This is a genomic window from Kitasatospora sp. NPDC001119, from assembly GCF_053598475.1.
The window spans coordinates 13,650-36,269 of record NZ_JBSFKI010000059.1 but is presented as its reverse complement, the minus strand read 5'-3'; the positions used below and the strand labels follow the sequence as shown (position 1 = coordinate 36,269).

15 protein-coding genes are annotated in these 22,620 nt (G+C 73.1%); 5 read left to right on the top strand and 10 right to left on the bottom strand.

Going from position 1 to position 22,620, the window contains the following annotated elements:
* Positions 1-59: 59 nt before the first annotated feature.
* The 3 genes from ACWDD9_RS40565 to eccD all read right to left on the bottom strand — a co-directional run bounded on the left by ACWDD9_RS40565 (position 60) and on the right by eccD (position 4,702).
* The gene (locus ACWDD9_RS40565; protein ID WP_049651681.1) at positions 60-2,267 is read right to left on the bottom strand and encodes a polyribonucleotide nucleotidyltransferase; all 2,208 of its coding nucleotides are present in this window, start codon (positions 2,265-2,267) and stop codon (positions 60-62) included.
* A gap of 455 nt (positions 2,268-2,722) precedes the next feature.
* The gene (gene rpsO, locus ACWDD9_RS40560; protein WP_031072625.1) at positions 2,723-3,013 is read right to left on the bottom strand and encodes a 30S ribosomal protein S15; all 291 of its coding nucleotides are present in this window, start codon (positions 3,011-3,013) and stop codon (positions 2,723-2,725) included.
* Between the two features lie 228 nt (positions 3,014-3,241).
* On the bottom strand, positions 3,242-4,702 hold the full coding sequence (gene eccD / locus ACWDD9_RS40555; protein ID WP_049651682.1) for a type VII secretion integral membrane protein EccD: 1,461 nt from the start codon (positions 4,700-4,702) through the stop codon (positions 3,242-3,244).
* Positions 4,703-5,109: 407 nt separating this feature from the next.
* On the opposite strand from eccD, the gene eccCa reads away from it, so the two are divergent.
* Both eccCa and ACWDD9_RS40545 read left to right on the top strand, forming a co-directional pair.
* Positions 5,110-9,054, top strand: a complete 3,945-nt coding sequence (gene eccCa, locus ACWDD9_RS40550) for a type VII secretion protein EccCa (RefSeq protein ID WP_049651683.1) — start codon at positions 5,110-5,112, stop codon at positions 9,052-9,054.
* A gap of 468 nt (positions 9,055-9,522) precedes the next feature.
* Positions 9,523-10,926: an APC family permease gene (locus ACWDD9_RS40545; protein WP_449814388.1), complete on the top strand. Its 1,404-nt coding sequence runs from the start codon at positions 9,523-9,525 to the stop codon at positions 10,924-10,926.
* A gap of 69 nt (positions 10,927-10,995) precedes the next feature.
* Here the strand turns inward: ACWDD9_RS40545 and ACWDD9_RS40540 are convergent, their stop codons facing one another.
* The 6 genes from ACWDD9_RS40540 to ACWDD9_RS40515 all read right to left on the bottom strand — a co-directional run bounded on the left by ACWDD9_RS40540 (position 10,996) and on the right by ACWDD9_RS40515 (position 16,910).
* A complete protein-coding gene (locus ACWDD9_RS40540) occupies positions 10,996-12,243 on the bottom strand; it encodes a hypothetical protein (protein WP_449814387.1) in 1,248 nt (415 codons plus the stop codon).
* A gap of 65 nt (positions 12,244-12,308) precedes the next feature.
* On the bottom strand, positions 12,309-12,848 hold the full coding sequence (locus ACWDD9_RS40535) for a SigE family RNA polymerase sigma factor (RefSeq protein ID WP_049657360.1): 540 nt from the start codon (positions 12,846-12,848) through the stop codon (positions 12,309-12,311).
* Positions 12,849-12,991: 143 nt separating this feature from the next.
* Positions 12,992-14,242, bottom strand: a complete 1,251-nt coding sequence (gene mycP, locus ACWDD9_RS40530) for a type VII secretion-associated serine protease mycosin (protein ID WP_387830935.1) — start codon at positions 14,240-14,242, stop codon at positions 12,992-12,994.
* Between the two features lie 83 nt (positions 14,243-14,325).
* Positions 14,326-14,616: a WXG100 family type VII secretion target gene (locus tag ACWDD9_RS40525; protein ID WP_049657362.1), complete on the bottom strand. Its 291-nt coding sequence runs from the start codon at positions 14,614-14,616 to the stop codon at positions 14,326-14,328.
* Positions 14,617-14,736: 120 nt separating this feature from the next.
* On the bottom strand, positions 14,737-15,042 hold the full coding sequence (locus ACWDD9_RS40520) for a WXG100 family type VII secretion target (RefSeq protein ID WP_063780319.1): 306 nt from the start codon (positions 15,040-15,042) through the stop codon (positions 14,737-14,739).
* Positions 15,043-15,227: 185 nt separating this feature from the next.
* On the bottom strand, positions 15,228-16,910 hold the full coding sequence (locus ACWDD9_RS40515; protein ID WP_049657366.1) for a type VII secretion protein EccB: 1,683 nt from the start codon (positions 16,908-16,910) through the stop codon (positions 15,228-15,230).
* A 186-nt stretch (positions 16,911-17,096) separates the two neighbouring features.
* Here ACWDD9_RS40515 and eccE point away from each other — a divergent pair, with 186 nt between their 5' ends.
* The 3 genes from eccE to ACWDD9_RS40500 all read left to right on the top strand — a co-directional run bounded on the left by eccE (position 17,097) and on the right by ACWDD9_RS40500 (position 21,597).
* Positions 17,097-18,530 carry a type VII secretion protein EccE gene (eccE, locus tag ACWDD9_RS40510; RefSeq protein ID WP_079272941.1) on the top strand — a complete coding sequence of 478 codons (1,434 nt, stop codon included), beginning with the start codon at positions 17,097-17,099 and terminating at the stop codon, positions 18,528-18,530.
* The gene (locus ACWDD9_RS40505; RefSeq protein ID WP_049657368.1) at positions 18,530-19,297 is read left to right on the top strand and encodes a hypothetical protein; all 768 of its coding nucleotides are present in this window, start codon (positions 18,530-18,532) and stop codon (positions 19,295-19,297) included. Before eccE ends, ACWDD9_RS40505 begins: the two co-directional genes overlap by 1 nt.
* Positions 19,298-19,431: 134 nt before the next feature.
* Positions 19,432-21,597, top strand: a complete 2,166-nt coding sequence (locus ACWDD9_RS40500; RefSeq protein WP_449814386.1) for a MinD/ParA family ATP-binding protein — start codon at positions 19,432-19,434, stop codon at positions 21,595-21,597.
* A 76-nt stretch (positions 21,598-21,673) separates the two neighbouring features.
* On the opposite strand, the gene ACWDD9_RS40495 is transcribed toward ACWDD9_RS40500, so the two are convergent.
* Positions 21,674-22,618, bottom strand: a complete 945-nt coding sequence (locus ACWDD9_RS40495; protein WP_074006407.1) for a bifunctional riboflavin kinase/FAD synthetase — start codon at positions 22,616-22,618, stop codon at positions 21,674-21,676.
* Positions 22,619-22,620 lie beyond the last annotated feature (2 nt).

Below are 22,620 nucleotides of genomic sequence, written 5' to 3'. Positions count from 1 at the left end.
ACGGGGTGCGGCCCGCACGCCGTGAGGCGTACGGGCCGCGGGGGTCAGCTAGCGGCGCTTCACTCGGAAGCGGCCTCGCCGCCCTCCTCGCCCTCGATGACCGGGATCAGGGAGAGCTTGCCGCGCGGGTCGATCTCGGCGATCTCGACCTGGACCTTGGCGCCGACGCCGAGGACGTCCTCGACGTTCTCGACGCGCTTGCCGCCGGCCAGCTTGCGGATCTGCGAGATGTGCAGCAGGCCGTCCTTGCCCGGCATCAGCGACACGAACGCGCCGAACGTCGTGGTCTTGACCACGGTGCCCAGGTAGCGCTCGCCGACCTCCGGCATGGTCGGGTTGGCGATCTGGTTGATCGTGGTGCGGGCGGCCTCGGCGGCCGGGCCGTCGGCGGCACCGATGTAGATGGTGCCGTCGTCCTCGATCGTGATCTCGGCGCCGGTGTCCTCCTGGATCTGGTTGATCATCTTGCCCTTGGGGCCGATGACCTCACCGATCTTGTCCACCGGGATCTTGATGGTGATGATGCGCGGCGCGTTCGGGGACATCTCGTCGGGCGAGTCGATGGCCTCGTTCATCACGTCGAGGATGTGCAGGCGGGCGTCCTTGGCCTGCTTCAGCGCGGCGGCGAGCACCGACGCCGGGATGCCGTTCAGCTTGGTGTCCAGCTGGAGGGCGGTGATGAAGTTGCGGGTACCGGCGACCTTGAAGTCCATGTCGCCGTACGCGTCCTCGGCGCCGAGGATGTCGGTCAGCGTGACGTAGTGGGTCTCGCCGTCGATCTCCTGGGAGATCAGGCCCATCGCGATACCGGCGACGGCGGCCTTCAGCGGCACACCGGCGTTCAGCAGCGACATGGTCGAGGCGCAGACCGAGCCCATCGAGGTGGAGCCGTTGGAGCTCAGCGCCTCGGAGACCTGGCGGATGGCGTACGGGAACTCCTCGCGGGTCGGCAGCACCGGCAGCAGGGCGCGCTCGGCCAGCGCGCCGTGGCCGATCTCGCGGCGCTTGGGCGAGCCCACGCGGCCGGTCTCACCGACGGAGTACGGCGGGAAGTTGTAGTTGTGCATGTAGCGGCGGCGCGTCTCCGGGGAGAGCGTGTCCAGCTGCTGCTCCATGCGCAGCATGTTCAGCGTGGTGACGCCCAGGATCTGGGTCTCGCCGCGCTCGAACAGGGCCGAGCCGTGCACCCGCGGGATGGCCTCGACCTCGGCGGCCAGGGTGCGGATGTCGGTGACGCCGCGGCCGTCGATGCGGACCTTGTCCTTGATGACGCGCTCGCGGACGACCTTCTTGGTCAGCGCGTTGTAGGCGGCGCTGATCTCCTTCTCGCGGCCCTCGAACTCGGGCAGCAGCTTCTCGGCGGCCAGCGCCTTGACGCGGTCCAGCTCGTTGTTGCGCTCCTGCTTGCCGGCGATGGTCAGCGCCTGGGCGAGCTCGTCCTTGACGGCGGCGGACAGCGCGGCGAGGACGTCGTCCTGGTAGTCCAGGAAGACCGGGAACTCGCCGGTCGGCTTGGCGGCCTGGGCGGCCAGCTGCGACTGCGCGGCGCACAGGACCTTGATGAACGGCTTCGCGGCGTCCAGGCCCGAGGCGACGATCTCCTCGGTCGGCGCCTCGGCGCCGCCCTCGACGAGCTTGATGGTCTTGTCGGTGGCCTCGGCCTCGACCATCATGATCGCGACGTCGCCGTCCGGCAGGACGCGACCGGCGACGACCATGTCGAAGACGGCCGACTCCAGCTCGCTGTGGGTCGGGAAGGCGACCCACTGGCCGTTGATCAGCGCGACGCGGACGCCACCGATCGGGCCGGAGAACGGCAGGCCCGCCAGCTGGGTGGAGGCGGAGGCGGCGTTGATCGCGACCACGTCGTACAGGTGGTCGGGGTTGAGCGCCATCACGGTGACGACGACCTGGACCTCGTTGCGCAGGCCCTTGACGAAGGACGGGCGCAGCGGGCGGTCGATCAGGCGGCAGGTGAGGATCGCGTCCTCGGAGGGCCGGCCCTCGCGACGGAAGAACGAGCCGGGGATGCGGCCCGCGGCGTACATCCGCTCCTCGACGTCCACGGTCAGCGGGAAGAAGTCGAAGTGCTCCTTCGGCTGCTTGGACGCGCTGGTGGCCGACAGCACCATGGTGTCGTCGTCCAGGTAGGCCACGGCGGAGCCGGCGGCCTGACGGGCCAGACGGCCGGTCTCGAAGCGGATGGTACGGGTGCCGAAGGAACCGTTGTCGATCACGGCCTCGGCGTAGAACACGTTCTCTTCCACCTGGAAGATCTCCTCTTTCGTACGTCTCCGGGAGAGCGTCCCCGCGTACTGCCTGCGGTGGGCCCCGGGCCCTCCTCGGGGAGGGCGGCAGTCGGGCCGGTCTTCGATCGAAGCCTCCGGAGTGCCCCGCTCGGTCTGCGGGGGTTCCGACGGCCACTACCGAGGACCGGCGCCTCACGGCTGCCGGGCCCGGAAGGGCGGTCCGCGTCTGGACGCTCTCTCGGATGCGGGCGGCTTCCGTTTGAAGCCTTCGTCCCGCGGGGGGGTTGGGTCCTTCTGCCCGGGTGGCGCGCTGGTGCGCCATCACCCGGCATGCCCACAACCCTACGGTGCAATCCTCGGCCACCTGGGGAGGTGCGCGCGAGTTGTTATCTGCGGGCGCCGCGGCTCAACGGCCGCGGCATACGCGCGAGGGGCGGCTCCCCGGTGTGGGGAGCCGCCCCCGAGCGGCGGTCTTAGCGGGCGCCACCGGCGGCACCGCGGCGGATGCCCAGGCGGTCGACGAGCGTACGGAAGCGCTCGATGTCCTTCTTGGCCAGGTACTGCAGCAGGCGGCGGCGCTGGCCGACCAGGATCAGCAGGCCACGACGCGAGTGGTGGTCGTGCTTGTGGGTCTTGAGGTGCTCGGTCAGGTCCGAGATACGACGGGAGAGCATGGCCACCTGGACCTCGGGGGAACCGGTGTCGCCCTCCTTCTGGCCGAACTCGGCGAAGATCTGCTTCTTGACGTCAGAGGCGAGAGCCACTGCAACTCCTTCAGGGTCTACCGAGCGGTCCTGGTCGACAACACAGGACTCATCGAGAACTCGGTGTCGCGGGCGCGGCCGGCGGTCGTCGGCCCACGGGGGGCGGACACACGGCTGCGCTCGAAGGCCAAGCGTACCAGTGCCGCCCACCCGGCCGTTCGGCGGTCGGGCGGGCGGCTCCGGGGCCGGTTCCGGGGCCTCCGCGGGCGGCTCCGGGGGGGCCTGCGGTCAGCTGGTGGCGCCGCGGACCAGCCGGTAGACGTCCAGGACGGCGAGCGCCAGCGGGACCAGCGAGATCAGGGTGAGGCTGTCCACCAGGTCCAGGATGCGACCCCAGAAGGGGGAGACCCCGAGCCGCGGCACCACCAGGGCGATCGCGGTGAGCAGCGCGGCGCCGAAGGCGATCGAGGCGGTCAGCCAGATCGTGCGCAGGTCGAGCTCGGTGGTGGAGCCGGCCGCCCGCAGGAAGAACTGCGGGGTGTGCAGGGACAGCCCGACGATCAGCAGGCTCAGGCCGAGCAGGCCGGCCACCGTGAGGCTGAGCACCTGCGCGGTGTAGCGGAACAGCCGGGCGCGCAGCATGGTGGTCAGGCCCAGGGCGAGCGCGAGCACCTCGGGGAAGGTCTCGTCGGTGAAGCCGAGGACGGCGCAGGCGCCGACCACGACCGCGGCGCAGCCGCCGACCAGGCCGACCAGCACCTCGTGCCCGCGGCGGGCCTGGTGCGCGATCCGCTCGTACTGGACGGCCTCGGCGCGCTCGGCCTCCTCGTCGTAGTCGCGGCTGCGGGTGCGGGTCTGGCCGGGGGCGCTGAAGCCGACCGGCAGCCGGGCGAACCGGGCGGAGAGGCTGGGCAGGAAGCCGACCACGGCGACGGCGGCGACGCCGGTGACGGCGGCGATGTGCCCGGCCGGGGTCTCCGGGAGCAGGACGGCCGCGAAGGTGGCGAGCGCGCCGGCGGTGGAGACCAGGGCGGCGGCGACGAACACCGCGTCCTTCTCCGGCAGCAGGCCGGCCAGCAGTACGGAGACCACCAGGGCGGCGACGCAGCCGACCAGGAACTGGAGCCGGCCGGGGCCGTCCCCGAGGTGGGCGACGGCGATCACGCCGCTGCCGCCGATCATGGCGTGCGGCAGCGCGCCGAGGCCGAGCGCGACGGCCGCGTGGGCGTCCTGGTAGACCCGGGCGCGGACCCCGGCGAGCGCGGTGAGCACGACGGCGGTGACGCCGGCCAGCACGCCGGGCAGGCCGTGCATGTCGTGGCGCAGGTCGGAGAACCAGAGCGCGAAGCCGAGCAGGGTGAGCAGCACCCCGGCGCCGATCAGGCCGAAGCCGCGCATCAGCTCGGCGGTCCAGAACCGGCGGTCGGCCTCGACGGCGCTGGCGATCGCGTCGGCGACGTCGTCGTAGACGGCCGGCGGGAGCGACTCGGCGAAGGGGCGCAGCGCCAGCAGGTCGCCGTCGCGGACCTGCTGGGCGGCCAGCGGCAGCCCGCTGTCGAGCACCGTGCCGTCCCGGCGGACCAGGTGGAAGCCGGTGGGGGTGCCGTCGGGCTGGCTCTGGTTGGCCAGCCGCAGCACCTCGGGGTAGACGTCCGCGAGCGGGACGTCCTCGGGCAGGGCGACGTCGATCCGGCGGTCCGGGGCGACGACGGTCACCCGGCAGTAGCCGGTGGCGGCCGCGGTGCTCACGCTCCCACCCCGCTTCGCCCGGCAGGCGCTCCGCCCACTGCGCGGTGTTCGATGATGAGCTCGCTCCGCTCACTCATGCCCGCACCTCGATCCTTCGACGCACGTGGCGCTCCCCCTTGTTGACGGTGCCGAGGCCCGGCGGCGCTCGGTGTTGCTGTGGAACCGGCCCGACCGGGCCGCGAGTTGGCGCGGCGTTACCCTACCCGTTCGGTTCGTGTCCGGTGCCGGTGCGTGCCGGGCCCTGGCGGGCGGTGCGGGGGCGACCGTTAGGATCGGCGCCTGCGCAGAGGTACGGGGGCTGCGCTGGGTGGGGCGTCCCCAGTCACCGGATTCCCGTACGGAGCGTGCGCAAGTCACGTGAGGGCTGATGCCGAAGTGATCGATCGACGCCGCGGGGTGGATGACACATGGGTGTGATCACGGTCAAGCGACCGGCCAGGGCGTATCCGCCCACCGTGCCGGACGAACCGGTGGAGCTGGTGAGCCCGCCCGAACTGCCCCGGCAGGGCGGCGAGGACTGGCTGATGAGCATCCTGCCGATGCTGGGCATGGGCGGATCGGCGGTGTTCTTCTTCTCGCCGGGGGCCGCCGCACCCATGAAGATCATGGGCGGTCTGATGATCGCCTCGACGGTCGGCATGGTGCTGGCGCAGATCGTCCGGGCCCGCAAGGGCGGCTCGACCGCGATGGCGGACGAGCGGCGCGACTACCTGAAGTACCTCCAGCAGACCCGCCGCCAGGTGCGCCGCACGGCGGAGCGCCAGCGCGGCGCGCTGCTGTTCCTGAACCCGGCCCCGGACCAGCTCTGGTCGATCGTCGAGGACGGCCGCCGGCTGTGGGAACGGCGCACCGGGGACGGCGACTTCGCGCAGATCCGGGTGGGCCTCGGGCCGGTGCAGCTGTCCACGCCGCTGGTGGCGCCGCAGACCGCGCCGATGGACGAGCTGGAGCCGCTGTCGGCGGCCGCGATGCACTCCTTCCTGAAGGCGCACGGCACCCTCCAGGACCTGCCGCTGGCGGTCTCGCTGCGGGCGTTCTACCACATCACGGTGTGCGGGGACCCGGACTCGGTGTACGGGAACGTGCGCGCGATGATCGCCCAACTGACCACCCTGCACTCGCCGGACGACCTGATGGTGGCGGTCGCGGCCGCGCCCGGTGCGGCCGAGGAGTGGGAGTGGACCAAGTGGCTCCCGCACAACCAGCACCGCAAGGAGGCCGACGGCGCGGGCTCGCGCCGGCTGTTCGCCGCCGACCTGGGCGACCTGGAGTACCTGCTCCAGGACGAGCTGGCCGGCCGCCAGCGCTTCGTGCGGGAGGTGGCCCCGCCGGCCGACCAGCCGCACCTGGTGGTCGTCATGGACGGCGCCGGGGTGCCGCACGACTCGCTGCTGGCGAGCCCGGAGGGCGTGCAGGGCGTGACGGTCATCGAGGTGGTGCCGGGCGAGGTCGACGAGCCCAGCGGGCACCTGATGGTGACGGTCAACGCCGAGGAGCTGGTGCTGCGCTCGGCCTCCGGCGCGACGTACACCGGCAAGCCGGACCTGCTCTCGGTGTGGCAGTCCGAGGCGCTGGCGCGGCAGTTGGCGCCGTACCGGATCTCGGCCGGCGGGGACGACGAGCCGCTGCTGTCCAACCTCGACTTCACCGACATGATGAGCTCGGGCGACCCGGGCTCCTTCGACGTGGCCCGCAGCTGGCGCCCGCGCGCCCAGCACGAGCGGATGCGGGTGCCGATCGGCGTCGGCGCCAACGGCGAGCACGTCTACCTGGACATCAAGGAGGCCGCGCTGGAGGGCATGGGCCCGCACGGCCTGTGCGTCGGCGCGACCGGTTCCGGCAAGTCGGAGTTGCTGCGCACGCTGGTGCTGGCGCTGGCGATGACCCACTCCTCGGAGATCCTGAACTTCGTCCTCGCCGACTTCAAGGGCGGTGCGACCTTCTCCGGCATGGCGGACATGCCGCACACCTCCGCGGTGATCACCAACCTGGAGGGCGAGCTCACCCTGGTCGACCGCATGCGCGACGCGATCGAGGGCGAGCTGCACCGCCGCCAGGAGCTGCTGCGCTCGGCGGGCAACTACGCCAACATCCACGAGTACGAGCGGGCCCGGGCGGCCGGCGCGGCGCTGGACCCGCTGCCCTCACTGGTGCTGATCATCGACGAGTTCTCCGAACTCCTCAGCGCCAAGCCCGACTTCATCGAGATGTTCATCCAGATCGGCCGGATCGGCCGCTCGCTGGGCGTGCACCTGCTGCTGGCCTCGCAGCGCCTGGAGGAGGGCAAGCTGCGCGGCCTGGACACCTATCTGTCGTACCGGATCGGTCTGCGCACCTTCTCGGCCGCGGAGTCCCGGGCGGCGATCGGCGTGCCGGACGCCTACCACCTGCCGCCGGTGCCGGGTGTCGGCTACCTGAAGTTCGGCGAGGACGTGATGGACCGGTTCAAGGCCGCCTACGTCTCGGGGCCGTACCGGGCGCCGGGGCAGCAGCGGTCGACCGGCGGGCGGCGGGTCGACACCCGCCCGGTGGAGTTCACCGCCGCCTTCGTGGACCTCCCGGACCCGGTGGAGGTGGAGGTCGTCCCGCAGGCCCCGGAGCAGGACGACGCGCTGGTGGACACCGTCCTGGACGTCTTCGTCCAGCGGATGGCCGGCCAGGGCCCGGCCGCGCACCAGGTGTGGCTGCCGCCGCTGGAGGAGGCGCCGAGCATGGACCACCTGCTGCCGCCGCTGCAGGTCGTGCCGGAGCGCGGGCTGACCGCGCCCGGCTACCCGGCGGGCCGGCTGCGGGCGCCGATCGGCATCGTCGACCGGCCGCGCGAGCAGAAGACGGACATCCTGGAGGTCGACTACGCGGGGGCGGCCGGCCACGGTCTGATCGTGGGCGGCCCGCGCTCCGGCAAGTCGACCGTGGTGCGCACCATGGTGGCCTCGTTCGGCCTCACCCACACCCCGCTGGAGGTGCAGTTCTACCTGCTCGACTTCGGCGCGGGCAGCTTCCAGTCGCTGGGCGGGCTGCCGCACGTCGGCGGGGTGGCCGGGCGCCTGGACGTGGACAAGGTGCGCCGGATGGTCTCCGAGGTGCACGGAGTGCTCAACCGGCGCGAGGAGCTGTTCCGGGCCGCCGGGATCGACACCATCGCCACCTACCGGGCCCGCCGGGCGGCCGGCCGGCTGCCGGACGAGGCCTTCGGCGACGTCTTCCTGGTGATCGACGGCTGGAACACCTTCAAGCAGGAGTTCGAGGGCCTGGAGCCGGTGATCGGCGACATCGCCCAGCGCGGCCTCGGCTACGGCGTGCACCTGGTGATCACCGCGGCCCGGTACGCCGAGGTGCGCCCGGCCCTGAAGGACCTGCTGCAGAACCGGACCGAGCTGAAGCTCGGTGACGCGATGGAGTCCGAGGTCGACCGCCGGGTGGCGCAGAACGTCCCGTCGCTGGCCGGGCGCGGCATCACCCCGGAGCGGCTGCACTTCCTGTCCGGCCTGCCCCGGCTGGACGGCTCCTCCTCGGTGGAGGACCTCCAGAACGGCGTGGCCGGGCTGGTCGCCGCCGTCGACGGGGCCTGGACCGGCCCGCGCGCCCCGCAGGTGCGGATGCTGCCGGCCGTCCTGGACGGCCACGCGCTGCCGAAGGGCTTCGAGCACCCGGAGCGCGGCGTCGCCTTCGGCGTGGACGAGGCGGAGCTGGCACCGGTCTTCGTCAACTTCGAGACCGACCCGCTGTTCATCGTCTTCGGCGACACCGAGTCCGGGAAGTCGGCGGTGCTGCGGATGCTGATCAAGCAGATCACCGAGCGGTACACCCCGGACCAGGCCGGCATCGTGGTCGGCGACTACCGGCGCGCGCTGCTCGGCACCGTGCCGCCGGAGTACCTGGTGGAGTACGCGGCCGCGCAGCCGGCCATGGCGGCCATCGTGGACATGCTGCGCGGCGCCTGCTCGCGCCGCCTGCCGGGCCCGGACGTGACCGCCGAGCAGCTGCGCAACCGCAGCTGGTACAGCGGCAAGGACATGTTCGTGATCGTCGACGACTACGAGCTGGTCGCGACGAGCTCGGGCAACCCGCTGGCCCCGCTGGCCGAGTTCCTGCCGTTCGCCCGCGACATCGGCCTGCGGGTGATCGTGGCCCGCAGCGCGGGCGGCGCCGGCCGCTCGCTGTACGAGCCGGTGCTGCAGCGGATGCGCGAGCTCGGCGGCCAGGGCGTGATCCTCTCCGGCAACCGGGACGAGGGCGCGCTGCTGGGGACGGTCAAGCCGCAGGCGCTGCCGCCGGGCCGCGCCGTCTTCGTGTCACGCCGCGTGACCAGCGGGCAGATGGTCCAGACGGGCTGGCTGCCGGTGGCGTAGCCGCGCCGGCCGTCACGGACGGTGAGCGAAGGGGTCGGACTCGTGGAGTCCGGCCCCTTCGGCGTCCCGGGTTCCGAAACGTTACCTAGATCTTTCCGGGCGGGGGCTGCGGTTCCCGTACCCCGCCGGGGAGTTGCCGGGCATCTCAGGGGCACCTGGGCGTATCACCGCTCACTCGAAGTACGACCTTGGAATCGCGGTCCGCCCCCTTTGTTCACCTTCGATTCAATTGCCATGTGGCCAAAGTAACAAGTCGGACAAAGCTGGCAATGACCGAACGTGATCATCGGATCGTATGTCTATGCCGTTCACCGCAACGGATTCCGAAGCAGTTCCGGCGTTGACGCGATCAATACGCCCAAGGTTCCATGGCGGCCAGGGAGCGCCTGGAACCGGACACCGAGCAACCAGCCAGCGGAGGCGATACCGCTCCCACCCCAGCACCGCACAGAGCCGATCGGAAGCCACATGACCGACACGCTTCGCCCGCCACAGACCGTAGCCGCCCCCGCGGCCGAGGCGGCAGCGCCCCAGCAGCTCAAGCGCTCGATCGGCGTCGTGGGCGGCACCCTGCTCACGCTGTCCTGCGTCACCCCCGCCTCGACGCTCTTCGTGATCGTGCCGGAGCTGTTCTCCAGCATCGGCAGCGCCACCGCGCTGGCCATCGCGATCGGCACCGTGCTCTGCGTCGCGGTCGCGTTCTGCTACTCCGAACTCGGCACCCTGATCCCCAGCGCCGGCGGCGAGTACGCGATGGTCGGCACCCTGGCCGGGCGGCTGATGGGCTGGCTGGTCTTCGTGCTCTCCCTGATCGTGGTGATGATCGTCCCCTCGGTCATCGCCCTCGGCACCGCCGACTACCTCGCGCCCGTCCTGCACCTCGACAAGGCCATGACCGGCGCCGCCGTGATGCTGGCCGCCACCCTGGCCGGCCTGCTCGACCTGCGCGCCAACGCCTGGATCACCGGCGTCTTCCTGGTCCTGGAGGTCATCGCGGCCGGCGTGGTCTCGGTGCTCGGCTTCGCCCACACCAACAGCGACGCCCCCAGCCTGCTGCACGGCGTGGTCACCGGGGACGGCGGCGCCACCACCACGGTGACCGTCGGCGCCATCGTCGGCGCGCTCGGCATCGCCCTGTTCATCACCCAGGGCTTCTCCACCGCCGTCTACCTGTCCGAGGAGCTGGAGAACCCGCGCCGCAACGTCTCGCGCACCGTGCTGTGGACGCTCGGCATCTCCTCCGCGATCATCCTGGTCCCGGTCGTCGCGATCACCGTGGGCGCCCCCGACCTGCAGACCCTGGCCTCCGGCGACATCTCCGGCATGGTCACCGCCTGGAGCAACTCCGCGGTCGGCACCTTCATCAGCCTCTGCGTCGCGCTGGCCATCATCAACGCCGGCATCGTCATGGTCATCCAGAACTCCCGGGTGCTGTTCGCCTCCGCCCGCGACAAGGCCTGGCCGGAGCCGGTCAACAAGGCCTTCGGCACCCTCGGCCGGTTCGGCTCGCCGTGGATCGCCACCCTGGCGGTCGGCCTGCCCGGCGCCGCCCTCTGCTTCGTCAAGGGCGAGCTGCTGAGCAACATCACCGGCGTCGCCGTCACCGGGATGTACCTGCTGGTCGCGATCGCCGCGCTGCTCTCCCGCCGCGGCCACCACAAGCACGCCTCCGCCTGGCGGATGCCGCTGTGGCCGGCCGTCCCGGTCGTGCTGATCGCCGTCCTGGTCTACGTGATGACCAAGCTGGACACCGAGCCCCTGCTGTGGACCGGCGGCATCACCGCCGCCGCCACCCTCTACTGGCTGTTCTACCTGCGCCCCCGGCAGGACACCCGCTGGGTGATCAGCCTCCCCGAGGACCAGCAGGACTGACCCCCACCCCTCCCCCACACGGCGGTGCCCCGGGCCTCCCCCAGGCCCGGGGCACCGCCGTCTCCCGCGCTACTTCTTCGGCGTCCACTGCGGGCTGGCGGCGACCGCCCGCAGCTCCGCCTCGGTCAGCAGCGGATCGCCCTTCGACACCAGCGTGACCAGGACCTCCACGCCGTCCGGCCGCATCGCGTCCACGACCTGCACCCCCTTCGGGACCTTGGCCGCCGCGCCGCGCGCCAGGAGCCTCGTCCCGTCCGGCAGGGTCTCCGCGCCCTGGTACGCCTCCGGCCCCGGCCGGTCGTCGGGGGCCTTCGCCCAGTTCTCGACCGTCAGCGTCAGGGTCCCGGTCCGCCCGCCCCCGGCCAGCTCGAAGTCCGCCCGCAGGTCCCGGCTCCTGCGGTCGGTCACCGTCACCCCGGCGGGCAGCAGCCCGGTCAGGACGGACTCGCGGTCCTGCAGCGACAGGCCCGGGTCGATCGCCTCGGTGTCGACGCCGTCGAACCTGAGGGCCGCGACGACCCGGTTCCAGGACGGGTCCGTGACGACGGCCTTCAGCTGGTCCGGCGTGAGCGGCGGGTTGGGCCGGCTGTCCGGCGCGTCCTTCTCCTGGGGCGAGTTCCACTCGCTGAGGCCGATCAGCCCGCCGTCCGGACGGGCCACCGAGGCGCGCCACTCCTTGGTGGTGGCCCGGTGGTCCGGGTACTCGTAGCCCTGGGTGAGCATGAGCTTCGACCCGTCCGGCAGCACGGTGACGGCGCAGGAGTCCAGCGAGGCGAGCTTGAGGTCCGTCGGGCAGGTCTGCGGCTGGACGTCCTTGGGGCGGTGCTTCTGGATGCTGAGGCCCATCAGCGACCGGCCCTGGCCGTCGTCGAACACCAGGTTGGCGTCCGCGTACATCCCCTTGTTCTCGTCGGTTCCGTGCCCCTTCGCGTCGGACACCTGGCCCTTGGGCAGCAGGGCCTGGAAGGTGGCGACCACCTCGTCCCCGGTGATCACCACCGGGGCGGAGGACTTCACCGAGGTCGGGGTGGCCGAGGCGGTGGCGCCGTCGCCGCCGGCGGTGGCCGCCGGGGCGGAGGCCGCGCTCACCGTGCCCGCGTCCTTCGTCCCCGGGAAGCCCAGGTACACCGCGCCGGTGCCCACCAGGGCCAGCGCCGCCGCCCCGCCCACCACGGCGGCGGTCGAACGGCGGCGCCAGCGGCCGCGGCCGCGCCGGTAGCCGCCCGCGACCAGGTCGGCCTGGCCGGGGCGGAAGCCTTCGCCCGTACGGGTGAGGGCATAGAGAAGATCGTCCTCGAACTTGTCTGGTTCGGACATGGGTGTTCACCGTCTCCTTGCGTCGCGGGTGGTGGTGAGAGGTACCGGGCGGTCGGCGGCCTGCCTCAGCGGGCGGCGAGCTCGGCCAGCGAGTCGCCGAGCAGGGCGCGCAGCCGGGCCAGGGCCCGGGTGGTGCGGGTACGGACGGCCCCGGAGGAGACCCGCATGGCCTCGGCGGTCTCCTCGACGCTGCGGTCCTCCCAGTAGCGCAGCACCAGGACCACGCGGTCCTTGGGCGGCATCCGGCCGAGCGCGTCGAGGAGGGTCAGCCGCAGCGTGCGGTCGGCGTCCTGCCCCTCCGGCTCCGGCAGGGCGTCGCTGGGGCGCTCACCGCTGGAACGGCGGCGCTGCTGGGCGAGGAAGGTGCGCACCATCACGGTGTGGGTGTAGGCCGCCGGGTTGTCGATCCGGCCGCGGCCGGTGAAGGCGCTGCGCCGCCACAGCACGTACATCCGGCTGAGGGCCTCCTGCACGAGGTCCTCGGCGTAGTGGGTGTCGCCGCTGGTGAGCAGGCAGGCCGAGCGGTACAGGTGGCCGGTCCGGCCGGAGACGAGTTCCAGGAACTCCGCGTCCTTGGCCTCCCGGCCCGCCCCGATCCACCCCATGCGCCCTGCCCCCCGCGGTCCGCCGTCCCTGACACTTCATCGATGCGGCGGGCGGGCTGCGGTGTTACAGGGGTTCCGGCGGTTCTTCGACGCGCCGGCCCGGCCGGGCCCCGAGCTGGCGGGGGTCGGGCGTGAGTCGGGCGTCAGTCGGCGGACTTGCGCCGGTGGTCGCGCAGCACCGTGCCGCCGCCGATCAGCAGGGCGACCAGCAGCGCGCCGACGCCGAGGACGTACGTCGCGGTGCGGCCGTCCCGGTCGGCCTGGGTCTCGCCGAGACCCACCGGGCGCGGCACGATCGGCGCGGCGGCGAGCTGCACCGGGGCGTCCGGGGTGGGCGCGAAGGGCGCGTCGTCGGGGGCCTTGGTGACGGCCCTGACCGGGTCCACCACGCCCCAGCCGGTGAAGTTGTCCGGCTCGCGCTGGGTGCGCTGCGCGGTCTGCTCGATCCAGGCCCGCACCTGGGCCGCCTTCCAGTTCGGGTGGGCGCTCCACAGCAGCGCGGCGAGCCCGGAGACGTACGGGGCGGCGAAGCTGGTGCCGTTGTCCACGCACTGGCCGCTCCCGGGCACGGTGGACAGCATGTCGACACCGGGCGCGGCGACCTTCACAAAGCCGCCGTACTGGGAGAACGGCGCGCGCTCGTTGTTGCGGTCGGAGGCGCCGACGGCCAGCACGGTCGGGAAGGCGCCCGGGTAGGTGTCGCCCTCCTTGCCGTCGTTCCCGGTGGAGGCGACCACCACGATGTTCTTCGCCTCGGCGTAGTCGACGGCGGCCTTCAGCTCCTGGTACCCGCCGAAGCGGGCGTCGCCCGCGCCGCGCACGTCCTGGGAGATGTTGATGACCTTGACGCCGGGCTGGTCGGCCGCCTTCCTGATCGCCGTGACCAGGGTGGAGACGTCGCCGTTGCCGTCGCTGTCGTTCTGCCGGATCGAGAAGATCCTGGCGTCGGGGGCCAGTCCGACGAAACCGGTGGTCTTCCTGGGGCCGGCCGCGATGATCCCGGCCACCTTGGTGCCGTGGCCGACCGGGTCCTCGATGGACTTGCCCGGGATCGCCTCCTTGGTCTCCCGGTTGACCAGCAGGTTGGGGCCCTCGTCGACCTTTCCGCTCAGCTGCGGGTTGTTGACGTCCACCCCGGTGTCGATGACCGCGACCGTCACGCCCGCGCCGGTGGTCTTCCCGCCCTGCCACAGCTCGTCCAGCAGCAGGCGCTGCAGCGACCACGGCACGGTCGGCACGTCGGGCGCCGGCTTGGGGCAGTCGCCGGCCGCGGCCAGTCCGGGCCCGCCCTCGGCGTACGCCGGGGCGGCGAGCGGGCCGCCCAGCACCGCGAGCGCGGCGAGCGCCGCGGCCGCCTTCCGGTACCCGTGTCGGGACACCCTGCCACCCCTCATGTCGTCCACCCGTGTCGCGCGTCGGGGGCGGGTGCCCGGAATCCGGGTACCCGCCCCCTGCTGTTCCCTACGGAACCCGAACGTCAGCCCCAGAGCTTGGCGTTGGCGTCCTCGGTCGTCCGGTAGCTCTGCGCGGCCTGGTCCAGCGAGGTCGCGATCTGCGTGCAGGTCTTCTGCAGGTCGGCGGCGCGGGCGTCCCACTGGGCCTGGTGGGCCTGGTAGCCCTCCTGGGCCGCACCCTGCCAGCTGGAGGCGATGCGGGTGACGTTGCCCTTGAGGTCGTTCAGCAGGTGGTCGATGCGGCTCGCCGAGGCCTTGACCTCCTCGGACGCGTGGTGAACGGTCTCGAAGTTGACGAGAATGTGGTCGGACACGTTGTCTCCCTAGACGAGGGTGCGGAGCGCCACGCGGTCAGTGGCGGGCGCTCCGCGGAGCGGTGGATCGGGACAGAACGGCGGTCGGCGCGGGTGCGACGATCAACGCGGAAGCGGTGATCAGCCCTGGGCCGAGGAGAACATCGCCTTCTGCTCCTCTTCGGTGCTCGCGTAGTGCTTGGTGGTCAGCTCGATCGCGTGCTTGATCGCGGTCAGCGACTCCTTCAGCTTCGCGATGTCCTCGTTGACCCGGTTCTGCAGGGTCGTGTAGGCGCTCGCGGCCTGGCCCTGCCAGCCGCCGGTGATGCCGGAGACCGTGCTGATCAGCTTGGTCCGCTCGGCCTCGATCTTGCCGATGGCCTCTTCGATCTGCTTGGCGAACGCCAGCATCTCCTGCGCCGTCATCGTGAACTGACCCTGAGCCATGCTCCACCGTCCCCCATGAGACAACATTTTGCGTGCACGGAGGGCCCGCGAGGGGCCCCACCGTGCCATCACCCGTGTGATGTCCAGCAGCACTGTAGTCGGCACACGCAGCTCGCCCAACACCGAGCACAGAGTAGTTACCAGACCATGACACTGCGGCCAATTCGGTTGCCGCGCTTGGCCGGTCAGGCGTTCTGCGGCTGGGCGGCGCTCTTCGCGGTCAGCGGCGGACCGGCCGGAACCAGGTTCGACCACTCCTTCGGCACCGGCAGCGGCTGGACCCCCTGGTAGCCCAACCTGGCCTGGTTGCCGCCCGGTTCCTCCTGCTGGCCGGGCTCCTGGGACGGCGCCCCGGGGGCCGGCGTGGCCGTCGGCTGCGGCGTCGGCTGCTTCGGCGGGGCGCTCTGGCCGGGCTGCGGCGAGGCCGTGGGACGCTGGCCGCCGTCGCCGTTGGACGGGACGGAGTAGCGCAACCCGGTCTCGGTGATCAGGAAGTCGGTCCCGGAGCCGGCCGCCGCGTGGTCCAGCGAGCGGTAGAACAGCCCGTGACCGGGGGTCACGTACGCGGCCCCGGCGCCGTTGTTGTACGGCGCGGGGTACGTCGTCCCGGCCCAGACGCTGCGCTTGGCGGTGGCCCCGTCCGCGGCGACGCCGTCGTAGGTGCTGCACACGACCATCCGGGCGTCCTGGCGGTCCTGCCAGTTGTTCACCGGCGCACCGGTCTTCAGCGGCCAGTCCGGCGCGGTGCCCTTCAGCGCGACGTCGCCGCCCCACTGGGCGTTGTCGGCCGGGATCATCTCGTCGCTGCGCGGCTTCTTGTCCTGGTCGTACTTGTAGAGCATCTGGTATGCCGGGTTCTGCCGGATCAGCTCCGCCTGGAACGGGGTGACCAGGAACAGCTGCTCCTTGCCGACCACGTAGTGGCGGTCCTGGTAGTGCACCAGCCGGCCGACCCGGCGGTCGGCCTGGTTGCCCAGCTCCACCTTGGAGTTGGCGCCCTGGCTGTCGGCCACGCCCTCGACCTGCGGGAAGGTGATCGGGGTGGCGGTCACCAGGGTGTCCAGCCAGTCCCGCTTGACCCGCTGCGGCACCGCGTTGGGCCCGAACACCGCGGTGATCAGCGCCTTGCGCTCCTTGTCGTCCGACTGCGGGGTGCCGATCTCGTGCTTGCGGCCCTGCGCGTCGACCAGGAACACCGCCGCACCCGAGGCGGCCGGCTGACCCGCCGCCGGCGCGGCCGAGATCTGCTGCTCGTCGGCCTGCTGCACCAGCATCAGCTGGTCCGGGCCGAGCATCCGGTCCTTGGCCGCCAGCGCCGTCGCGTCCGCCCCGGCCGCCACGAACACCGCCTGGTTGACGGTCTCCTGCTTGTCGTCCGAACCCGGGCGGTCGCACACCGCCCACTTCATCGGCTTGTTCGCGTTGTCCGTGGTCGGCAGCTTGTCCGGCGCGTACGGGATGCCGATCGTCGGCCCGTGGTTGGGGTAGCGGTCGAGCACCCCGTCGTCCACCACCACGACCTTGGCGCCCGCGGGCAGCACCAGCCGCGCCGAGGACATGTTGAGGACCTGGTGCAGCCGCTTGGTCTTGTTGTCCTGGTCGGTGAGCACCACGTACCGGGTCGTCGACTGCTTGCCCTGGATGATGTTCTTGCCGTCGTCCCACTTCACCGGCGCACTCGGCTTGAAGACCCCCCAGAGCCCGAAGCCGGCCACCACCACCGCCCCGGCCAGCACACTCGGCAGCACCGCCTTCACCGGACGCGGCGCGTCCTCGTCGCTGCCGCCGCCGGCGGGCAGCAGGAAGGCGCCCACCGTGCGCTTGCGGGCGAAGGTGTACGCGTTCAGCTCGTCCCGGCGCGATGCCATACCTCGTCGTCCCCCTAGTCAGACGTTGTCGGGCGTTGTCAGACCGACCTGCCCCGTGGTCACCCGCCGGGCACGAACCGGCGCGAACCCTCTACGATGCGGCAGCAGACGGTGAGTACGGTACGGGTACGGTCCGCGACACAGCCAGCCGGGCCGCGAGAACGGATCAGAGAGGGCCACCGGGGGATGCCAAGCCAGACCGCTCCAGGACGCCGCCGCAGTGCGGGCGGCGGGAGGGCGCGCCGGGCCGGCCGGGCGCAGCACAGCACGCCGACGGCCGAGACCGGGACGGGGACAGGACCGGGGACGGGGCCCGACCGGCCGCAGCCGACCGGCACCGGGGGCGGCGGCGCCGTCCAGGTCCGGATCAACCCCCGACCGGGGCTGCTCGGCGGGCGGTTGAAGCTCCAGCAGCTCGTCCTGGTCGAGGTCGCGGCGGCCCTGGTCGCCGTCGGCTGGACGATCAGCCGGACGGTCGCGGCCGGCTTCGGCGCCGTCGCGCTGGTGCTGCTCGTACTCGCCCTCCTCCCGGTGCGCGGCCGCACCGTCCCGGACCTGCTGCGGGTCCGCGCCGCCCTCAAGTCCCGCCGCAGGCAGGCCCGGACGCTGCTGCCGCCGGCCGGCACCGACCCGGCGCTGGCGCCCGCGCTGGAGCTCGAACCGGGGCTGCGCACCTGCACCCACGCCACCGAGGCCGAGTTCGGCGGCCGCCCGGTCCGCCGGGAGACCGGCATGGTCGGCGACGGGACCTTCCTCACCTCGGTCCTGCTCGTCCAGGCCAAGGACCAGCCGCTGCGCCCGGTGCGCACCGCGCTGCCGCTGCCGCTGGACGTGGTCTGCTCGGCGCTCACGGTGGACGACATCACCCTGGAGTCGGTGCAGCTGGTCCAGCACACCCAGCCCGCCCCCGCCCAGCACCTGCCCGAGCAGTCGCTGGCCGCCCGCGCCTACCGCGAGCTGCCGGACGGCACCTCCACCCCCGGACTGCGGCTGACCTGGGTCGCGCTCAAGCTCGACCCGGAGCGCGCGGCGACCGCCGTCCGGGCCCGCGGCGGCGGCGAGGAGGGCGCCCGCAAGGCGCTGCAGCGGGTCACCGACCAGCTGGCCGGCCGGCTCAACAGCGCGGGCTTCAACGCGACCGTGCTGGACGAGCGCGAGCTGATCGCCGCGCTGGCCATCGCCACCTGCGCCAACCCGATCGCGGTGGCCGGCCGCCAGGGCACCGGCAGCGGCGGCGGCACCACCCGCCGCACCCAGGAGGGCAACCGGTTCTGGCGGATCGACGACCGCTGGCACACCACGTACTGGATCTCCCGCTGGCCGCAGCTCAGCCGCCCCGGCGGCGCCCCCGGCCGGATCGCCGCGCCGGACCTGGTCAACCTGATCACCGGCTCGCCGGCCCTCGCCAGCACCTTCAGCCTGACCGCCGGGCACGGCACCGGCGGCTCGGTGACGGTCAGCGGGCACCTGCGGGTGACCGGGCGCAACGAGAGCGAGGTCGGCCAGGTCGGCCGCCAGGTGGAGACCCGGGCCCAGAGCACCGGGCTCGGCCTCGTCCGGCTCGACCTGGAGCAGGCCCCCGGCATGCTCGCCACCCTGCCGCTCGGAGGGGCTTCCTGATGGCGTACCAGACCTACCCCACCGTCGGCCCGCAGCCCGGGGCCGAGCAGCGCCGCACCAGGCCGCGGATCCTGCCCGGCTTCGGACTGCGCGGCCCGCGCCGGGAGAAGCACGTCCTGGAGGCGGCCGACCTCGCGGCGCTGGCCTTCCCGGTCGGCGACGACGGCGTGGTCATCGGCGTCGACCCGCAGGGACTGCCCGCCGTGCTCGGCCTGTTCCGCCCGACCTCGTACGACCTGGTGCTCGTCGGCGGCATGTGGACCGCGCAGGTCATCGCGCTGCGGGCGGCCGCGATCGGCGCCCGGGTCGCGGTGGAGACCGCCCGCGGACAGCTGTGGGGCCCGCTGGCCCAGGCCGCCGGCGGCGGCCAGCCCTGCGTGACGGTCCACCAGGTCGGCCGGCTCGGCCCGCAGGGCGCCTCGGTGGCCTCGCCGGTCCTGGTGGTGCGCGACCTCGGCGCCCGCCCGCCGCGCAGCCGGCTCTCCGCCGCGCCCTGGCAGACCACCCTGACCCTGCTGCCCTACCTGGGCCCGAACGCCTCCCGGGTGCTGAACGCGGCCGACCTGGTCGGCGTGCAGCGGATCTCGCCGCAGGAGGCGGAACTGACCGGCCGGGTGCTCTCGCTGCCCCCGGAGGACGTGGCCGCCCTGCCCACCCTCGGCGACGACCTCACCCTGTGGGCGACCCGGATGCGGCGCCAGTACGTACGGGCCGTGGCCGGGCAGGCCGAACAACAGGTGCTCGGCGGGCCGCGCCGGATGGACTGAGCAGCGGCTCGCCGCACCGGGCGGGCCGTCGGGGAACCGAAGCCGCCTTCAACGGGGGTTGCCGTACGGCCTAGTCTTTGATGCGGCAACGGCACCGCTGAACAAGCGGCGGCGAACACGAGGGAGCCAGAAAAGTGAGCAGCGATCGGGACGGCGTCTACGTCGGCGACAACGCGGCGGAGGACGACGACGACTGGTCGGACGCGCCTGACTACACTCCCCCGTCCTGGTACGTGCAGACGGAGCCCGCGGCGGCTGCTGGGGCTCCGGCCGCTGGGGCTCCGGCCGCTTCGGCTCCGGCTGCCGGGGCTCCGGCCTCGGCCGACGCCCCGGTGCCCGCCGCCGCCGCTCCGGCGCAGGCCCAGCAGGCCCCGGCGCAGCAGGCCGCTCCGGAGCAGCGGCAGGCCCAGGCTCCGGTGCCCGGCCAGGCCGCCGCCCCGGCGGCGGAGGCCGCGCCGGCCGCCGTCCCGGCCCCGACGCCCGCTGCCACGCCCACGCCCGCCGCGCCGGTCCCGCCGGTGCAGGCCGAGGCGCAGCACGTCCCGTTCCCGGCGGCCGCCCCGGCTCCGCCGGTCGCCGAGCAGCCGCAGGCCGGTGCCCCGGCCTGGCCGACGCCGGAGGCCGCGGCGCAGCAGCCCGCGCCGCAGCCGTACCCGGCGCCCGCCCCTGCTCCCGCGCCCGTCGCGCCCGCGCAGCCGCAGAACTTCGCGCAGCCGCCGGTCCAGCAGGCCCCGCCGCAGTACCCCCAGGACCCGTCGGCCGCCTGGGACCCGCAGGCCGCGTGGGCGGCCCAGCAGGCCCAGCAGGCCCAGCAGCCGCAGCAGGTCCAACAGCCGCAGCAGCCGCAGCCGCTGCCGCCCCAGCACGCCGCCGCCCCGCAGCAGCCCGGCCCGGTGCCCCAGCCCGGCCCGGTGGACCCGCGCCAGGGCGGCTGGCCGCAGCCCGCCGCGTACCAGCAGCCGGTCCCGCCGCAGCCCGGCCCGCAGGCCCAGCCCGGCCCGCCGCTGCCGGGGCAGCCGCTGCCCGGCCAGCCGTGGCAGCAGCAGCCGCAGGCCCCGCAGCCCAGCGCGTTCCAGCAGGCCGCCGCCCCGCAGCAGACCGCGCACGGCGCGCCGCTCGGCTACACCGCCGCCGTCGAGCTGTCCTCGGACCGGCTGCTGCGCAGCCAGCCCAAGCAGCAGCGCCAGCAGCCGCGCTTCCAGTTCGGCGGCAAGGCCGCGGCGGCCGAGAAGGCCCGCAAGCTGGAGATCATCCGCACCCCGGTGCTGAGCTGCTACCGGATCGCCGTGATCAGCCTCAAGGGCGGCGTCGGCAAGACCACGACCACCACCGCGCTCGGCGCGACCCTGGCCAGCGAGCGCCAGGACAAGGTGATCGCGATCGACGCCAACCCGGACGCCGGCACCCTGGGCCGCCGGGTGAAGCGCCAGACCGGCGCGACCATCCGCGACCTGGTGACGGCCATCCCGCACCTGCGCAGCTACATGGACATCCGTCAGTTCACCTCGCAGGACCTGAACTCGGGCCTGGAGATCCTGGCGAACGACGTCGACCCGGCGGTCTCGACCACCTTCAACGACTCGGACTACCGCCAGGTGATCGACGTGCTGGGCCGCCAGTACCCGATCATCCTGACCGACTCCGGCACCGGCCTGCTGTACAGCGCGATGCGCGGGGTGCTGGACCTGGCCGACCAGCTGATCATCGTCTCCACCCCCAGCGTGGACGGCGCCTCCAGCGCCTCGACCACCCTGGACTGGCTCTCCGCGCACGGCTACGCGGACCTGGTCCAGCGCAGCATCACGGTGGTCTCCGGGGTGCGCGAGACCAGCAAGATGATCAAGGTCGAGGACATCGTCGCGCACTTCCAGACCCGCTGCCGCGGCGTGATCGTGGTGCCGTTCGACGAGAGCCTGGCGGCCGGCGCCGAGGTCAACCTCGACATGATGCGGCCCAAGGTCCGGGAGGCCTACTTCGAGCTGGCCACCCTGGTCGGCGAGGACATCATCCGGGCCCACCAGGCCGCCGCCGCCCAGCAGGCCGGCTGGCAGCAGCAGGCCCAGGCCGGCTACCCGCAGTCGGGCGGCCCCCAGCCGTACGCCGACCCGCAGCAGCAGGCCCAGCCGTACCCGCAGCAGGCCGGCCAGCCCGCCCCCGGGGCGCCGTGGGCCCCGCAGCCCGGCCAGGCCCCGCCGCCCCCGCCCGGGTACGGCTACCCGCAGCAGCCCGCCCCCGGGGCGCCCTGGCCGCAGCAGCCGGGGCCGGGCTACGGCTACCCGCCGCCCCCGCCCCAGCAGTGACAGCGACGGAAGGGGCCCACCGACCTGGTGTCGGTGGGCCCCTTCCGTCGTCCTGCGACGCCTCGGATGCCGTCGCTCAGATGCCGTCGGTCAGCTCGCGGGCCCGCTTGACGTCGTCGGCCATCCGGTCCAGCAGCGCGTCGATGGAGTCGAACTTCTCCATCCCGCGCAGGTAGGCCAGGAAGTCCACGGCCACGTGCAGCCCGTACAGGTCCAGGCCGACCCGGTCGATGGCGTAGGCCTCGACGGTGCGGGTGGTGCCGTCGAAGGTCGGGTTGGTGCCGACCGAGATCGCCGCCGGCATCCGCTCGCCGTCGGCGGTCAGCCAGCCCGCGTACACGCCGTCCGCCGGGATCGCGCTGTGCGGCACGGTGTCGACGTTGGCGGTCGGGTAGCCCAGGTCGCGGCCGCGCTGCGCGCCGCGCACCACCACGCCCTCGACCCGGTGCGGACGGCCCAGCACCTCGTTGGCGCCGGCCATGTCCCCGGTCTCCACCAGCCGGCGGGTCAGGCTGGAGGAGAACGGCTCGCCGTCCCCGGCCGTGCCGCACACCTGGAGGTCGACCACCTCGACCTCGAAGTCGTCCGCCCGGCCCAGTTCGCCGAGCAGCTCGACGTTCCCGGCCGCCCGGTGCCCGAAGCGGAAGTTGGGGCCCTCGATGACGACCCGCGCGTGCAGCGCGTCCACCAGTACCTGCCGGACGAAGGTCTCCGGGGACTCCTGGGAGAACTCGGTGGTGAACGGCAGCACCAGCACCGCGTCCACGCCCAGCTCCGCGATCAGCTCGGCACGGCGCGGGTGCGGCGCGAGCAGCGGCGGGTGGCTGCCCGGGCGGATGACCTCGCGCGGGTGCGGGTCGAAGGTCACCACGACCGCCGGGACGCCCAGTTCGCGGGCCCGCTCGACCGCCCGCCCGATGATCAGCTGATGTCCTCGGTGCACCCCGTCGAACGAGCCGATGGTGACGACGCTGCGTCCCCAGTCCCCGGGGATCTCCTCCAGGCCACGCCAGCGCTGCACCT

What these genes read in the sequence shown, in the direction of transcription:
- ACWDD9_RS40535 (WP_049657360.1), bottom strand. Translation starts at nt 12,848, where the DNA reads ATGGGGTGGATCGGGGCGGGCCGGGAGGCCAAGGACGCGGAGTTCCTG.
- mycP (WP_387830935.1), bottom strand. Translation starts at nt 14,242, where the DNA reads ATGAGGGGTGGCAGGGTGTCCCGACACGGGTACCGGAAGGCGGCCGCG.
- eccCa (WP_049651683.1), top strand. Translation starts at nt 5,110, where the DNA reads ATGGGTGTGATCACGGTCAAGCGACCGGCCAGGGCGTATCCGCCCACC.
- ACWDD9_RS40540 (WP_449814387.1), bottom strand. Translation starts at nt 12,243, where the DNA reads ATGTCCGAACCAGACAAGTTCGAGGACGATCTTCTCTATGCCCTCACC.
- ACWDD9_RS40545 (WP_449814388.1), top strand. Translation starts at nt 9,523, where the DNA reads ATGACCGACACGCTTCGCCCGCCACAGACCGTAGCCGCCCCCGCGGCC.
- ACWDD9_RS40520 (WP_063780319.1), bottom strand. Translation starts at nt 15,042, where the DNA reads ATGGCTCAGGGTCAGTTCACGATGACGGCGCAGGAGATGCTGGCGTTC.
- ACWDD9_RS40505 (WP_049657368.1), top strand. Translation starts at nt 18,530, where the DNA reads ATGGCGTACCAGACCTACCCCACCGTCGGCCCGCAGCCCGGGGCCGAG.
- eccE (WP_079272941.1), top strand. Translation starts at nt 17,097, where the DNA reads ATGCCAAGCCAGACCGCTCCAGGACGCCGCCGCAGTGCGGGCGGCGGG.
- ACWDD9_RS40515 (WP_049657366.1), bottom strand. Translation starts at nt 16,910, where the DNA reads ATGGCATCGCGCCGGGACGAGCTGAACGCGTACACCTTCGCCCGCAAG.